Source organism: Mastigocoleus testarum BC008 (assembly GCF_001456025.1).
Classification (GTDB): domain Bacteria; phylum Cyanobacteriota; class Cyanobacteriia; order Cyanobacteriales; family Nostocaceae; genus Mastigocoleus; species Mastigocoleus testarum.
Window position 1 is genome coordinate 69,395 of the sequence record NZ_LMTZ01000119.1, and the last position, 15,132, is coordinate 84,526.

A 15,132-nucleotide genomic window follows, 5' to 3' on the forward strand; every position below is an offset into this window, starting at 1 on the left:
AATACTAATAGCAGGTTTTAACCTGCCATAATTTTAGTAGTCAAAATTATGCGAAAATGCTAGTGGAAGACAGTGTAAACATTTAAAGAAGCATTTAAAAGTGCTGCCTTGCCTATATCTCCTGCATCGAGGCTAGGAGTTTTAGGTTTAGACTAGTTCTTATAAATTTGAATTGTAAATTGTAGTGTGAATCGCAAAGTTGTCAAATTATTGTGACCAATCTTGACCAATCCGAATGGTAATATCTGATTGAATATCACCAGCAGATGATACTTCTATTTCTCCCGTACCTAAGATTTTTTGCAATTGTTTCCCAGCTCTTTTATTTCCTTTCTGAATGATGATTTGAGTTTTAGCATGGGGATCTGGCCATTCTTCCGCAGTATAAATCTGTGTAAATCCTTTTTGTTTTAAAGAATTAATTAGTTGTTTAGTTAACTGTGGTTTACCAGTTGTATTCTGAATGGCAACTTTCAGCTTTTTCAAAGGTCGAGAATCAGATCTAATACCCGATATATTCACACCAGTATATTTTTCCAATAAATCCGCTCTACCATTAAGACTTAACCAATAACTATCGGGATCGCGACTCAAACGACTAAATATTCCTGGCAAAGTTGTCATCTCGAACTTATCTCGTTCCAAGTTAAGTGCAAAATTAACCAATGCCATCATTTCTTCAAGCCTGAGATTAGTATCAACATGTTTATCCATCATGCGAACTAACTGGGGTAATTCAGGCAACACCGTAGGACTTGAAAGACGTTGCCGCAACCCTTTTAATAATGCTTGTTGTCGTTGTACTCTTCCTAGATCTCCCTTACCTTCTTCTCGGTAGCGAACGAACTCCAGGGCTTGGTCTCCATTTAAATTTTGCCAACCTTTAACCAAATTAATGGATAAACCCTGAGTTCGATCTCGGTAGACCATTGTTTTAGGAACAAATACTTCTATACCACCCAAGCGATCTATCAATTGACGAAAACCACTAGTGGAAATGCGAATGTAACGGTCAATTGGAGCATTACTTAAAGTTCGACTTATTACCCTTGCAGCTAAAACAGGACCACCTTGATTGTTTGCTTCCGATACTTTAGTTAGACCCTGCTCAGGAATCGAAATCATTGTGTCCCTAGGGATAGATAATACCCGAATATTTTTATTCTGTTCGTTAGGGTTGATACGTAAAAGTAACATTGCATCACTTTTACCACCAAAACTATCGGCAGAACCATCCACTGCACCCTTCACCGGTTCAATCCCCAAAACTAAAATGTTCATTGGTTTAATGAATTGGTATTCGGAGATACTGTTCCATAAATCCCCTGGTAGTGGTGAGGAAGTCGCGCGATCGCCAGCCCATCCCAATTCATCTTCGGTACGATCGATGTCACTCCATAGGGGTGTCCACAATGCCAGAGTTGATGCTAATAAGCCCGACAAAGTAACCCCAACAACACCAGTCATAAACCAAAATAACCATTTAGGTATTCTTAAACCCAAACGATGATAAAGCTGGCTGGGAATAGAACTAGCTTTAACGGTAGTTTTATCTTCTGTGTAAAAACTTGTCTTGCTTGATACCTCAGATGACTGAGATACTTTTTGGTTTACTCTACTTTTTATTTGGTCAATCACAACTAACTCCCCACTCTACCACTCCCTAAAAGTTATGTTAAAGCAATAAAAGTTGCCAGTTCTTAATGTCACAGTAAACTTGTAGTGTTCCTCAATAATGTATTTATGAAAATATGACTAAACCATTCTTTCCTGTAATTCTTGCTGGTGGAAAAGGCGAACGTTTTTGGCCCTTGAGTCGCAAAGAACGCCCCAAGCAATTCTTATGTTTGGATGGTGGTTCTCGCAGTTTACTACAATCAACTGCAGATAGATTACTAACACTTGCAGGAGATTGGAACTCATTATGGGTCATCACTGCTGCAGTGGTAGCAAAAGGAGTCAGGGAACAGTTACCCCAATTACCATCCGACAACTTACTGGTTGAATCTGAAGGAAGGGACACAGCTGCTGCGGTTGCTTGGACGAGCTTGGAAATTAAAAAACGCTACGGAGAAGATGCAATCATTGGTTTTTTTCCCGCGGACCATTGGATTGCCGATTTAGATAAGTTTGCTGGTACTTTAGATGCTGCAATTGAACTTGCAAGCAATAAAGATGCCATAGTCACTTTGGGGATCAAACCTACTTTTCCATCTACTGGTTACGGCTACATCGAGCAGGGAGAAAATACGGGTAGTTTTAATAACTTGCCAGCTTATCATGTTAACCGCTTCACTGAAAAGCCCGATCGCCGAGTTGCAGAAACTTTTTTATCTACAGGACGCTTTAGTTGGAATAGCGGAATGTTTGTTTTCCGGGCAGGTGTTGTCCTCAACGAACTTCACAAACATGCTCCTGAAATTATCGAGCCACTAGAGAAAAATGGTCCGAGTATTTATCCGCAATTACCTAAAAAAAGTATAGACTATGCCTTAATGGAAAAAACCAGTCTAGCGTATGTTTTACCTGCAGAATTTGGCTGGGATGATTTAGGTGACTGGAATGCTATTGAGCGTTTACTAAAAACTGAAAATACTTCCAATGTAGAATTAGCTAACCATGTAGGCCTAGATACTAAAGGAGCTATTGTTTATGCCACAGATAGAAATGATGTTATTGTTACCATTGGTTTAGAAGATGTGGTGATTGTTCGCGATCGCAACGTGACATTGATGGTAAAAAAAGAGCGCACTCAAGAAATTAAGCAGTTACTGAAAACTCTCAAAGAGGATTCCCGATTTACTCATCTTTTGTAAGCTATTGTAAATAGTTAATTTGCAGAAGATATGAGAATAATTATTTTTAAATTAATCTTAATTCTTCTGTTAATAATTTAGCAAATAAGCCATCTTCGTGTGGAAAATGTAATTTTTATTTAAGTCCGTTGAGGGATTTGTAAAGTTAATTGGGGTACATCTTAAATATCAACTAATTAAATAGAGGAAAAATAATATTAAATGTCCAAATATATGATATTTAATCTCTATATATTTTATTTTTGATATTTGTTCCCCAATACTTTTATCACTTAATAGTTAGCAGTTCGCAGTTCATGGCTAATACCACACCCTTACGAGCTACAGTTAATAATTATTAATCAATAATCTCCACTTCCCAATTCCTAATTCCCACTTTCCAATTCCCGATAACACAATGTTCATAACCCAAACAGTTCCTCGTCAAAGAGAAATTATTGAAGTTTTACTACGTAATGGCTGGGACTATATGAGGCGATTACTAACTGGTGGTAAAGCCGATAGACCTCAGTTACCGACTCCAGCTGTTTTAAAAAATATTTTGGTAGATTTGGGACCAGTATATATTAAGCTAGGACAGCTTCTTTCCACTCGTCCCGATTTACTCAGTGGTGCATATATAGATGAACTTTCAACCTTACAAGATGAAGTTCCTCCAGTACCTTGGTCAGAAGTTGAAATCATTATTCGCAAACAATTAAATAAACCATTAAGTGAAATATTTTCTACTATCAATCCCATACCTGTAGCTGCAGGTTCTATCGCTCAAACACACCGCGCAACTTTAGCAAATGGTCGCGAAGTTGCATTAAAAGTACAACGTCCTGGGATAGATATTACTGTTTCTCGCGATATAGCTTTAATTGAAGGAATCGCCGATCTAGTCTCAAGAACTGATTTTGGTCAAATTTATGAAATTAAAACAATTGCGGATGAGTTTTGTAAGGCTTTAGAAGATGAGTTAGATTTTACTCGCGAAGCTGGTTTTACCGATAAATTAAGGAGTAATTTATCTCAAAGTAAGTGGTTTGATCCCCAAAAGTTAGTAGTAGCAGAAATTGATTGGGAATTGACTACACCAAAATTATTGGTAATGGAATGGTTGGATGGAGGACCAATTTTATCTGCTGATTTGGGAAATCATAAAAATGGCAAAGACCCTACTACGGAACGTAAAGAAATTACTTCTTTACTATTTCGAGCTTTTTCACAACAATTATATATTGATGGTTTTTTCCATGCCGATCCCCACCCAGGAAATATTTTTTATCTCAAAGACGGTCGTGTTGCCTTGTTAGATTGTGGTATGGTGGGGAGACTCGATCCCCGCACGCAACAAATATTGATTGAAATGTTGTTGGCAATTGTCGATCTTGATGCTCAACGATGTGCCCAATTAACTTTACAGTTATCAGACGTTTCTCAAAAAGTAAATTTATCTCGTTTGGAAGCTGACTACGACCGATTATTAAGAAAATACTTTAACTTGAGTTTATCTCAATTAAATTTTTCCGAGGTAGTTTACGAAATTTTTCAAGTAGCTCGGAATAACAGAATTCGTTTACCCAGCAATATGGGTTTGTATGCAAAAACAATTGCTAATTTAGAAGGACTAGCCCGCTCCTTTAATCCCGAACTTAACTTTTTAGATGAAATTAAACCTTTAATAACAGATCTATTCCGTCAACAATTATTTGGCGATGCTCCCGTAAGATCCCTGTTGAGAACAGCTTTAGATTTAAAAAGTCTGTCTTTGCAATCTCCCCGACAATTAGAATTGGTTCTTGAGCGTGTCACCTCAGAAACTTTGCAATGGAATTTATCACTCAAAGGGTTAGATAATTTGCGTCGAACAGCAGATGATGCAGCTAACCGTTTATCCTTTAGTATATTAGTAGGTTCGCTGATTATGGGAGCAGCAATTGTTTCTAGTAATGCTAAAACCAATCAGCTTTCTATTATTAGTAATGTTTTATTTGCTACCGCTAGTTTACTGAGTATATGGTTAATTATTAGCATTTTACGATCTGGTCGTTTGCGGTAAATTATGCCGGTCGTAGAAAAATATTTCCATAATCTATACCAATTTATTTGTATTCCCCTGCATTTAATTCCAAAATAATAATAAATTAAGAATTGGAGATAGATTCCAACTATTTGTACTGCATCTCCCAATTCAAATCTATGTCTATTATTGTTGCTCAACACTTGAGCAAGTCTTATCCAGTCGCTGTGAAAGAACCAGGTCTTAAAGGTACTATCGATCACTTTTTCCGGCGTAAATATCGTGAAATCAACGCTGTACAAGACATTTCCTTTGAAATCGACCAAGGAGAAGTGGTAGGTTTTCTTGGAGCGAATGGTGCAGGTAAAACAACCACCCTAAAAATGCTCGCGGGGTTAATTCATCCCTCGAAAGGAAAAATTCGCGTTGGTGGAAGAACACCATTCGAACGCCAAGAAAAATTTCTCCGACAAATTACTTTGGTAATGGGACAAAAACAGCAATTATTGTGGGACTTACCCGCACTAGATTCTTTAAGAATCAATGCTGCTGTTTACGAACTTTCAGCAAAAGAATTTAAGCGTAGGGTCGGAGAATTATCTGAAATGCTTTCCCTAGAGGAAAAACTTACCCAACCAGTGCGGAAGTTGTCTTTAGGAGAACGAATGAAAGCTGAACTGTTAGCTGCACTTTTACATCGTCCTCAGGTCTTATTTTTAGACGAACCAACTTTAGGTTTGGATATTAATGCTCAAGTAGGAGTGCGTGACTTTCTGCGCGAATATAATCGACGTTATCGGGCGACAGTGCTTTTAACCAGTCACTACATGGCAGATATTACTGCTCTATGCGAGCGAGTATTATTAATTCATGAAGGAGAATTGATGTATGATGGCAGTCTAGATGGACTTCTGGAAAGATTTGCCCCCTACAGGGAAGTTTATATAGAACTAGAGCGAGATGTACCGGAAGAAAAACTTAAATCCTATGGTGACTTAAAAAAAGTCGAAGGGCGTTTGGCTTGTTATGCGATCGAGCAAGATGACTTAACCCGTGCTGTTGGACGGATATTAACAGATTTAGAAGTTGTAGATTTAACAGTTACAGAACCTCCTGTGGAAGAAGTTATTGGGAGGGTTTTCCAAGGTGGAATTATGAGTGTTTAATGTTTGCTACATCTTTGTGCGTAATATAATTCTGTATCAAAATTTTGGGATTCTGCTTTTTTGCTTCTGCTTTTTTGCTTAAAACTTTAGCATTATTTCCCCAGGTATGAAGTTTTTCCCTGCTTGAATTTTTCTCAGCATGAAGTTTTTAAGCTTGCATTGAAGATCATAATTACTTATTCAATTAGGAAGATACCAAAGTCAATTTTTTAAGACTAAAGGCTGAGTTTATCTATTTTTTTCAGCCACAGTTGAGGAAATATTTCACCACAAGAATTACATGAAAATAATTTGTAACAAAATTTCTACTTTTCTCTCTGTTTACTATGCTTACATGCTGGAATATCGGGCTGAGTTAGTTCTTTGGGTTTTATCTGGCTCATTACCAATTATTTTGATGGGTGTTTGGAGCCAAGCTGCTCAAGGAGGGAATTTTAGTTTAACCTCTGTTGATTTTGCTCGTTACTTTATTGCGGTATTTATTGTTAGACAATTATCGGTGGTTTGGGTCATTTGGGAATTTGAGCGCGAGATAGTTGAAGGTAAGCTATCACCACGCTTATTACAACCTGTAGATCCTGTATGGCACCATATCAGTAGCCATATCTCAGAAAGAATAGCCCGGACTCCTTTTGCAATAGTTCTGATTTTATTATTTTTTCTACTTTATCCTCAAGCGTTTTGGTTGCCAAATTTCGGTAATTTATTACTATTTATAATCGCTTCAGTAATGGCATTTGCCCTGCGTTTTGTGATTCAATATACCTTTGCAATGTTTGCTTTTTGGACGGAAAGAGCCAGTGCTTTAGAAAATTTGTGGTTTCTGTTTTATTTATTCTTATCTGGTTATATTGCGCCTTTAGAAGTATTTCCGGAAGCTATACGAGAAATAGTATTGCTAACACCCTTTCCTTATTTAATTAATTTTCCTGCTGCTATTTTAGTGGGAGTTCCTGTAGATCTAGGACGAGGATTTTTGTCAACTATCGGTTGGTTTTTGCTATTTTTAGGTTTGAATAGAATATTTTGGCGATTAGGTTTGAAGCGATATTCTGGAATGGGTGCTTAGTTTTAATTTTTACTTCGATATCGGTAGAAGGTTATCTAATTGAGTAAAAGAGGGGAGTGTGGGAAGTATAGGAATTATGGGAAGAGGAGGAAATATTTTTGTAGGCGATCGCTTCCTTCAAACAGACACTACAACGCATTCAAGTATTATTTTGCTTTGTATCTGCATTAACTTTTGATTCAACAACTCGGTCCCGTCGAGCAGGTGGTACTAAATATCCTGTAAAAAAGACTGCAAGTATAGTGAGTGGAGTTTCTATTGTACTGGGAATATCTATTTCAAGAATATAGGTATTTGCAATACCAACTGTAAGCTGAACAATAGCAGCAGCGATCGTTGCTGCAGTTACTTTCTGTGCTGGGGTAGGCTTTTCCATTCTCATAGGAATAAACTCCCTTTAATTTTGCAACTCTAGCTAAAACTTCAATTGAAAGATGTTTTAATCGATTCGTTATGGTAGAGAGAATATTTTGTTTGATATCCAGTAGTGCAACAAAAAAAATAGCGATCGCTCATCGTCGGTAATTGATTTTATAAAGACCTACCAAATCTGATACGTCTTTACAGAGTTTTGAGAATTTTGTGGGGAAATAAACTTTATGGTTAATAGATTGTACAAACAAAATTAATGTGGTGGGCTACTAGTTTTATAGTTATATTTATTTACTCAAAAGTAGTAATGCTTAGTCTTTTAGTCATCAATAAATTCGCAGTGTTTGGAGAATATGTAATGAACTTTACGGTCGCCAATTTGCTGCAGAAACTCTACTGCATAATGACCCTCTTCTTCTGCGACTAACTTTCCTCTATATTCTCCTGGGGTAATTTTATATAAATACTCAGCAGCTAAGTCTTCAGATTGTTCTGTGGAAGGTTTAGTATAAGTAGTTTCAAGTACTTTTAAAACACCCGAGATATTTTCTTCCTTTTTATCTTCTCCAATTAATCCATTAACTATTGCTATAGCCATAGCCTGAGCATCAAATATTCTCATATCTATGTCAGAACTAATAAAGCAACATTCAATTAACATTGCAGGCATTGAAGTTTGGGCTAATACCGCAAAGCTATTATACTTAATACCCCTATTTCTGAACCCTAAAGACACAATATTATTTAGTACCAATCGTGCCAAATTTTTTGCTCTACTACGATAATTATAAACATACAATTCAGTCCCATGGGCAGTTTGTTTAGAAAATGAGTTGAAATGAATAGAAATAAAGTAATCCGCACCAATTGAATTTGCTTTACTAGCTCTTTGTCTTAAGGAGCTATTGACACTGCTAGCATTTCTTGGAGTTACAGATACAGCTTTATGACCTCTATTTTTTAGTAGGGCTATAACGGATTCTCCAACTTTTTTCGCCAATTCATCTTCTTTGTATTTTCCACTGACAGCACCGGTGTCGGGTGGGCAATTATGACCAATATCAATAGCAAAAAGCATAAATTTTTCTCCTGCAAATAATGAATAAAATAATGTTTTATAAATAGATATTGATATGAAATCAAGAGAATGTCATTATCAGTTCTATACAATAAAATATTTAGTGAATAATGTAATTTACTATTTGATATTTTTCGTATTATCTTTATGAATAAACTACGAATAAATTACATTATCTCTATTGATATGTCACATTTTTCCATTACCAATAACGATAAAGTCAACTACATTGCATAGATCATTTCATGAGTTGAATTTAGGAATATTTCACAATAAAAATTATTTTTACAAAAACTATTTATGTAGTTAAATAAAAAAGAACGCCTATTTTATGTTTGGCATTCCTCAAATAAAATTAAATGATGTTGAAGTATTTTGCTTTGTATCTTTGCAAAAATTAAATTATTCGAGACCTATATCCATAATATCTTCAGCGTTGTTGTCTACCCCATTAAGACCAACAATATCTTCAAAAGCAGCTACCATAATGCAATATGTTAAAGGAATAGTAACAAGTAATCCTAATCCTAAAACGACTAAACCAGCCAAATTAAGCAAAAATATTGTGACAGCAAAAACTAGGAAAGAAAACCATTTCTTAGTAATTAACGTGCGACTTGCTTCCATCGCAGACCAAAAGCTCATTTTTTTCTCAATCACAAACAAAAGTGAGAACATATAAGCAATAGCTAGATAGATCCCAGGAATAAGTAAAAGTAGAGAAGCGATCCCAATTAGAACGCTACTAACTAGGTTCGCCAGAAATATTTGTAGAAACTGATTAAACCCCCTAAAAAAATCACTGAACTGTTTGGGTCTATTTTTTGCTATCAGGAAAGCAACTATATATGTTCCAGCAGACAAAACAGGTGTAACAACAATGTTTACAATACCTCCCATCCCATCTTCGTTCGTTCCCAAAGGGAAAGGGAGTCTGGAAGCTATTCCAGAAATCAGAAATGTGATTACCAAAAATCCGATGAACCCCCCTGGATACTGTTTAAATATCTCCCAACCACGGCTGAAATATTGACCTATTTTAAGCTCTCGATCGTTAATATCCGATGTATAGTTGGTCATGATGCAGAATTTTAGATTTTCAAGCGAACCTGTTTATTGATACTCCTCATACCCAAAACTGGGAGATTGTTCATTAAGCATATGAACTGAGTGTTAGTGTATCTAAATACACTATTTTTGTCACCTAAGAGAGCACAGCAAGTAAAGATGCGATGAAAGATTAGCAGTAACTGAGGATTTTCTTGATTCTGATTTCTTTACTAGAAATCTTAAACCCCTAGTTGCTTCTAAATTTATTAGAGACTAAAGCCTATTTTCAAATTATGCGATCCCAAAATAGGAAAGCATTTCAAAGGTTTAGGAGACAGGAGCTAAGAGTAGAAAAATCATTTTTCTTGAATCTATTTCATCACAGATTCACCTACCCAAAAATCAACAAAGTAAATTTTTTATTTTCGATAGTAAGTATTTATATTTTCTCAGAAATAGTGACAATTAACATACTGTCACCATCAATAAATTATTTTTCGTAATATTATTAGCTTTCAGCTAAGACATAACAGAAAATAATTTTGACAGTTACCGTAGCTATAAAAATTTGTAATTAGCAATACTTTAATCTTAGAAATCTCATGATAATGCTTTGTTTTATGGGTAGACGAGACAGAAGAAAACTATACTGTCTCCTCTATTTTGTAAATAAATACTCTAACATACACCTTTGTTACTACGGACTTTTACTAGGTTTAACTCAGTATTAATTCTCCGTTTATTCTCAAAGTTGAATATTATTTGCCGTAGTTCACAATTAGGGACTTGAACTTGGGAAATTAGAATCGAGAAGTTAACCTTGAAGACTTGAAATTGATAACTTGAAATTAATAACTTGAAATTAATAACTTGAACTTAAGGACTTGGGATCGAGGATTTGCAAACTCTACTGAGACAGGTTGAGTATGTTCCAAACTAGGTGATGTTTGGTGTGGACTCAAAGAACGAAGAATATTTGCGACCAAAGTTAACAAACCTAATGAAACCAATAGCGCAGCACACAGGGAAAATAATGGTATTTTCTTCGTCTGGGTTTGTGTTTGTTGAATCGCAGTCTGAGGGTTTTGCAGGGCTGTATTGGGATGGTAGGGAGCTTTTCTCTGGGGTAAATTTGAGATGGGATAGCTTTTTGGAAGGATTGGAGGAGCCAGTTGTAATTCAATTTGCTTTAAACGTTGCAAAATCTCCCGAGTATCTTGAGGGCGTTTTTCTACTTTGCGAGCCATCAAATCATCAATGAGATTTAAGAACAATGGCGATATATGATTTGTTTCATTATGCCAATGGAGAACGTCATTTTCTGCATCATATATATTGGGAGGCATTTCTAATGGATGATACCCTGTAAGCAAAAATACAAAAGTTCTCCCTAGAGCAAAAAAGTCTGATTGCGCAACTGTTTCTCCAGTCATCTGTTCTGGCGGTTTATAACCCACAGAATCTATTTCTATCAAGGTACTTGTATTACTAAGCCTTTTTAAGTAGGGCTGACTGAGTTCTTTACTAGTTCCAAAATTAGTTAGTGTTAATTGCTGATTGGGTTTGATTATAATATTTGATGGTCTGATATCTCGATGTAAATAATTTTTTCTGTGGCTTAGACCGAGTATTTCTACTAACTGTTTCAACCAATTTATGGCTTGGGTTTGAGAAATTGATTGACTATTTTGTCGACGCCATTCTTCCAAATCTGTACCGTCGATTTTATCCATTACCATACAATGTAGGACTAAGTTATTTCTAGTTTTATATTGGAAATATATATCATGGTTAGGAATTCCTGGATGCTGTATTTGACCTAAAATATCTGCTTCTTGCTGAAAAAGTTCAATAGTTTCAGAATCTGTAGATAAATATTGTTTTAACAGTCTTAAAATTTTTGTTTCATTATTTACATCAAGCTCATAGGCTTCAGTAAAGTCAGTTTTGTCATTTAATCGACGTTTTACTCGATGTTTTCCAAATACTTCTAATGGCGAACCACAACTCTGACAAAAGCGATTTTCCCGATTAGCCAAACAGTTAGGTTGAGGACAAGAGGGGTTAATACAAATCGTCATAACTTACCAAAGTATAGGTATCAAAAGATAGGAGAGATAGGGAAAACTAGAAAAATTATCTCCTTCCCTATCTTCCCTACCGTACCTGTTTACTATTCATTTCTTTTTACAAATAACAGGTTGACTTGTGAATAAATTTTTCTGAAATATTTTCAATTTTGTGTTGTCAAAAATGAAGCTATAATCCGGTTAAATTCTTCTGGTTGTGTTAAAAAACACCAGTGATTTCCAGGGGCTTGACAAATCTGTAAATTTTTAAGAAATTTTTTGTAAGGTTGTAACTGCCATGACATACGATTAACACCTTTTTCTGGCTGGATTAAAAGGCTAGGGATATCAATTTTTTTTGTCAAACCTGCTACTTGCATCACTTCCGAAAAGATTCCATCGCGAGCAGCAGTCGTAAACTTACTACCCCAGTTACCATCGCTTTTTAGTTCGATTCCTGCTTCAAATACTTGTTGCTGTAAAGTACTCCATCCCTGGTACTGATTTAATTGTCTTGCTTGGTTTTCAGCTGCTTCGTAACTCGTAAATGGTCCCATACCTTTGAGGAAAGGTAAAACTTGATAGAGAAAGGGAAAGGTAATTTTCAGGAAGCTAGGCATTTTCCAAATAAAAATTGGATCCACCAAAACCATACTATGCAAACGTTGGGGGTTTTGTGTTGCCCAAATGGCAGCTAATTTTCCACTCCAGGAATGAGCTACTACCTGAGTAGTAGACCACCCCAAACTATCCATCAGCGCTTCGAGGTCTGCAATCCCGGTTGCAAAACTATAGTTATCTTTTGGTTTGCTGCTGTCACCATGACCGCGCATATCCGGGGCAACAATGTGATAATCTTGAGCCAAATATTCTCCCAAACTAGACCAGACTAAAGCATGATCGGCTAAACCATGTAGTAACAATAAGGGCGTTTTACCTTTATTCCATTCCAGATAGGAAAGTTGAATGTCGGAATGGGAGAAAGTTTTACGTACGGGCTCCATATCAGTTGTTTAATCCTTAGACTCAATCAGTGCTAATAAGATTAGACAATCAATCAATTAAATATATCCCCAAATAGAAAGAGGTAGGAAAAGATATTTTTTTAGTTGGACATTTGATTTGTAATAGTTGCAAGCGCCGACGCGTTCGTGGAACATTTCTGAGCGTATCACAATCTGCTTCCGCTACGCGCCACCCTATGGCTTTGACTCCACACCACAACAGTGGCAAACGTATCGGAAAAATAAATATAACCAAATAATGGTACTATCTTAAACTAATCAACTTCTACCATATTTGTGAAGTCTTCTACAGGTAAAGCCTGTTTCTCTGCTACTAATTGTTTGAGCTGATTTTCTAATTTTGAGCGCTCTGCACGACATTCTTCTAACTCTTTATTTTCCCCAATCAGACCTAATTTTTCCAAAAAAATGGGTAAAGGTAAACCAACAACCTTTGCTAATTGATTTAATTCACCCCATTTGAGTTCATCAACTTCTCCATCCCTCAATAACCATAGTCCTGCATTACTCAAGCCGGATTGAGCCCGCAAGGCTTTCCAATTAGAAATACCCCGTTGCTTCATTAATTCTAGGAGTATTTGATCGTTTCTATTACCCTTTGCATAAACCGTTCCAAATAGAAGTCGAAGTGCAGCGATCGCAAGTACTAAACTTGTCGAACAAGCAAGTAGAAAGTAAACAAAATTTAAATTGTTGGGTATCATAGTACTGTATTTTTTATCTGCGCCTTGATTTTACCTGGGTACATTTTGCAGCATAAATGCAGTTAAACAAAACATCACGATAAAATTAAAGCTTCTTAATTCTTTTAAGAAAAAATCTTTGAATAAAAACTTACTTTATCAAACGTTAATATAAGTTTTCCAGTATATGCCTCATGTCAAGAAATTATAGAAAATGGGGATTATAAGTTTGTCAGAATTTACATGAAGATATAAGCGCCCCAGGAGGACGAAATCAAAAGTTATTAGCGCAAGCGCGTAGGCGTACCAGATTGGCTATAGTTTAAAGAGAATCCCATTTTATTTATTAGCTTGGGTTCCAATAGAATCAAATCTCTTCTTAGAACGCTCATTTAAAGAAAATCCTCAGTTTTGTCATTTTCTTGGAGCTATCCAACAGCGAACAAGCAGCTATTGCTCTTCCCGAAATTACATCAGTATCATATACGAAAAAAGTGACAATTTTGTGACAAAATGTTTCAAGAAAATAAAAAATATGGTTTTATTTCCACTATCGATCAGATGTAGACATTCAATTTAGAATTAGCATCCAAAAATAATACAACAGATATTGGGGGTCCAAGGTTAAGAATTAGTTCTTAACCTTAGACCCCAATATTTAGTTTCTAATCCTTAATTTAGTCGATATAATCTACTACACCTTCAGTAGGATAGCGGACTTTAGGGCTAGTTGCATACTTGTCATCAGCTGCGCGATAACCTGCTGGACAAACAACCACAGACTGATATCCTTGTGCGGGAAGTCCTAAAACTTCATCGTATTTATCGGGGACAAAACCTTCCATCGGACAGGTATCAACGTGATGATTTTGCAAGATTCAGTAAATTCTTACCTATTTCTCAGGAATTATTCATTTAGGTAGTATTCCATAGTTGATACTGGTTAAATGATAGATGATAGTTAAAAATGGTACAAAAAAGAGTTAAAGTTACTATTGAAAATCTTGCACCAGAACAAGGTACTCTTCTTACTCCTGTTTGGGCTGGCTTTCACAATGGAGAATTTGATACATATGACCGTGGTAGACCAGCATCTCCAGGTTTAGAGAGTCTTGCGGAAGATGGTAACACAACTTTAATTTCTCAAGAGTTCCTGCAAAGTGGAGATGGTTCACTCGATATTACAATCGCTGGTCCCAACGGAGTTGCACCTGGACCAATCGATCCTGGGGAGATTACAAGTACAACTGTGACTCTGGATAGTGAGAACCCTAACAGTCAGTATTTTTCTTTTGCTTCGATGGTCCTTCCCTCCAATGATGCATTTGTAGCAAATGGAAATCCTGAAGCAATTAAAATTTTTGATGATGAGGGAAATTTTATTGGAGCAGACTTTATTATTGCTGGGAACCAAGTTTTAGATGCTGGTACGGAAGTTAATGATGAAGCAGAGAATAGTACTGCTTTCTTTGGTCACAGGGAACCAAATACTGGAGTAGATGAAAATGGAGTAGTGCGATCGCACCCAGGTTTTATCGAAGGTGGAAGAATTTTAAGCGCCGATAATTTTGCGAATGCAGATTTTACCGAGCCAGGTTATCAGCTTGCTCGTATTACTATCTCTCCTGATGATGAACCTCTCCCAAGTGACGACAATGTTGAAATTCTCGAACCAGAAGAATTTCCCGGTGCTGGAATTGCTGAAGAACCAGTCGTTATACCAATTCTCTATGAAGATGCATATAATAATGCTTCATAAAATAGAGCTTCAAGGATAAAATCATAGCTTGTCAAAGAAG

At 36.2% G+C, this 15,132-nt stretch carries 13 protein-coding genes; 5 read left to right on the forward strand and 8 right to left on the reverse strand.

Annotated elements, in window-relative coordinates:
• Window positions 1-207: 207 nt before the first annotated feature.
• The gene (locus BC008_RS30915; protein WP_027843674.1) at window positions 208-1,638 is read right to left on the reverse strand and encodes an LCP family protein; all 1,431 of its coding nucleotides are present in this window, start codon (window positions 1,636-1,638) and stop codon (window positions 208-210) included.
• 113 nt (window positions 1,639-1,751) lie between these two features.
• On the opposite strand from BC008_RS30915, the gene BC008_RS30920 reads away from it, so the two are divergent.
• The 4 genes from BC008_RS30920 (at window position 1,752) to BC008_RS30935 (ending at window position 7,056) form a co-directional block, all read left to right on the forward strand.
• Entirely contained in the window at window positions 1,752-2,816 is a 1,065-nt protein-coding gene (locus BC008_RS30920) for a mannose-1-phosphate guanylyltransferase (protein WP_027843675.1), read from the forward strand.
• Window positions 2,817-3,213: 397 nt separating this feature from the next.
• Complete coding sequence (locus BC008_RS30925) at window positions 3,214-4,860, forward strand: ABC1 kinase family protein (RefSeq protein WP_027843676.1); 1,647 nt, start codon at window positions 3,214-3,216, stop codon at window positions 4,858-4,860.
• 140 nt (window positions 4,861-5,000) lie between these two features.
• Window positions 5,001-5,987 carry an ABC transporter ATP-binding protein gene (locus BC008_RS30930; protein WP_027843677.1) on the forward strand — a complete coding sequence of 329 codons (987 nt, stop codon included), beginning with the start codon at window positions 5,001-5,003 and terminating at the stop codon, window positions 5,985-5,987.
• A gap of 280 nt (window positions 5,988-6,267) precedes the next feature.
• Window positions 6,268-7,056: an ABC transporter permease gene (locus tag BC008_RS30935; protein ID WP_027843678.1), complete on the forward strand. Its 789-nt coding sequence runs from the start codon at window positions 6,268-6,270 to the stop codon at window positions 7,054-7,056.
• A 139-nt stretch (window positions 7,057-7,195) separates the two neighbouring features.
• On the opposite strand, the gene BC008_RS30940 is transcribed toward BC008_RS30935, so the two are convergent.
• The 7 genes from BC008_RS30940 to BC008_RS46915 form a co-directional block, all read right to left on the reverse strand.
• Window positions 7,196-7,438 (reverse strand): hypothetical protein, encoded by a 243-nt coding sequence (locus BC008_RS30940; RefSeq protein WP_027843679.1) that lies wholly within the window; start codon window positions 7,436-7,438, stop codon window positions 7,196-7,198.
• Window positions 7,439-7,747: 309 nt separating this feature from the next.
• Window positions 7,748-8,506, reverse strand: a complete 759-nt coding sequence (locus BC008_RS30945) for an N-acetylmuramoyl-L-alanine amidase (RefSeq protein WP_027843680.1) — start codon at window positions 8,504-8,506, stop codon at window positions 7,748-7,750.
• A gap of 402 nt (window positions 8,507-8,908) precedes the next feature.
• Window positions 8,909-9,586 carry a hypothetical protein gene (locus BC008_RS30950; RefSeq protein WP_027843681.1) on the reverse strand — a complete coding sequence of 226 codons (678 nt, stop codon included), beginning with the start codon at window positions 9,584-9,586 and terminating at the stop codon, window positions 8,909-8,911.
• Between the two features lie 818 nt (window positions 9,587-10,404).
• Window positions 10,405-11,637 (reverse strand): serine/threonine protein kinase, encoded by a 1,233-nt coding sequence (locus BC008_RS30955; RefSeq protein WP_058184176.1) that lies wholly within the window; start codon window positions 11,635-11,637, stop codon window positions 10,405-10,407.
• 152 nt (window positions 11,638-11,789) lie between these two features.
• A complete protein-coding gene (locus BC008_RS30960) occupies window positions 11,790-12,629 on the reverse strand; it encodes an alpha/beta fold hydrolase (protein WP_027843682.1) in 840 nt (279 codons plus the stop codon).
• 275 nt (window positions 12,630-12,904) lie between these two features.
• Window positions 12,905-13,354, reverse strand: a complete 450-nt coding sequence (locus tag BC008_RS30965; protein ID WP_058184177.1) for a helix-turn-helix domain-containing protein — start codon at window positions 13,352-13,354, stop codon at window positions 12,905-12,907.
• 656 nt (window positions 13,355-14,010) lie between these two features.
• Window positions 14,011-14,208 carry a nitroreductase family protein gene (locus BC008_RS46915; RefSeq protein ID WP_201026194.1) on the reverse strand — a complete coding sequence of 66 codons (198 nt, stop codon included), beginning with the start codon at window positions 14,206-14,208 and terminating at the stop codon, window positions 14,011-14,013.
• Between the two features lie 92 nt (window positions 14,209-14,300).
• Between BC008_RS46915 and BC008_RS30970 the strand changes: the two genes are divergently transcribed.
• Window positions 14,301-15,092 carry a spondin domain-containing protein gene (locus BC008_RS30970; RefSeq protein WP_058184178.1) on the forward strand — a complete coding sequence of 264 codons (792 nt, stop codon included), beginning with the start codon at window positions 14,301-14,303 and terminating at the stop codon, window positions 15,090-15,092.
• The last annotated feature ends 40 nt before the right edge of the window (window positions 15,093-15,132 follow it).

Coding starts and splice junctions, on each gene's coding strand:
- BC008_RS30920 (WP_027843675.1), top strand. CDS start 1,752: ATGACTAAACCATTCTTTCCTGTAATTCTTGCTGGTGGAAAAGGCGAA.
- BC008_RS30925 (WP_027843676.1), top strand. CDS start 3,214: ATGTTCATAACCCAAACAGTTCCTCGTCAAAGAGAAATTATTGAAGTT.
- BC008_RS30930 (WP_027843677.1), top strand. CDS start 5,001: ATGTCTATTATTGTTGCTCAACACTTGAGCAAGTCTTATCCAGTCGCT.
- BC008_RS30935 (WP_027843678.1), top strand. CDS start 6,268: ATGAAAATAATTTGTAACAAAATTTCTACTTTTCTCTCTGTTTACTAT.
- BC008_RS30940 (WP_027843679.1), bottom strand. CDS start 7,438: ATGAGAATGGAAAAGCCTACCCCAGCACAGAAAGTAACTGCAGCAACG.
- BC008_RS30945 (WP_027843680.1), bottom strand. CDS start 8,506: ATGCTTTTTGCTATTGATATTGGTCATAATTGCCCACCCGACACCGGT.
- BC008_RS30950 (WP_027843681.1), bottom strand. CDS start 9,586: ATGACCAACTATACATCGGATATTAACGATCGAGAGCTTAAAATAGGT.
- BC008_RS30955 (WP_058184176.1), bottom strand. CDS start 11,637: ATGACGATTTGTATTAACCCCTCTTGTCCTCAACCTAACTGTTTGGCT.
- BC008_RS30960 (WP_027843682.1), bottom strand. CDS start 12,629: ATGGAGCCCGTACGTAAAACTTTCTCCCATTCCGACATTCAACTTTCC.
- BC008_RS30965 (WP_058184177.1), bottom strand. CDS start 13,354: ATGATACCCAACAATTTAAATTTTGTTTACTTTCTACTTGCTTGTTCG.
- BC008_RS30970 (WP_058184178.1), top strand. CDS start 14,301: ATGGTACAAAAAAGAGTTAAAGTTACTATTGAAAATCTTGCACCAGAA.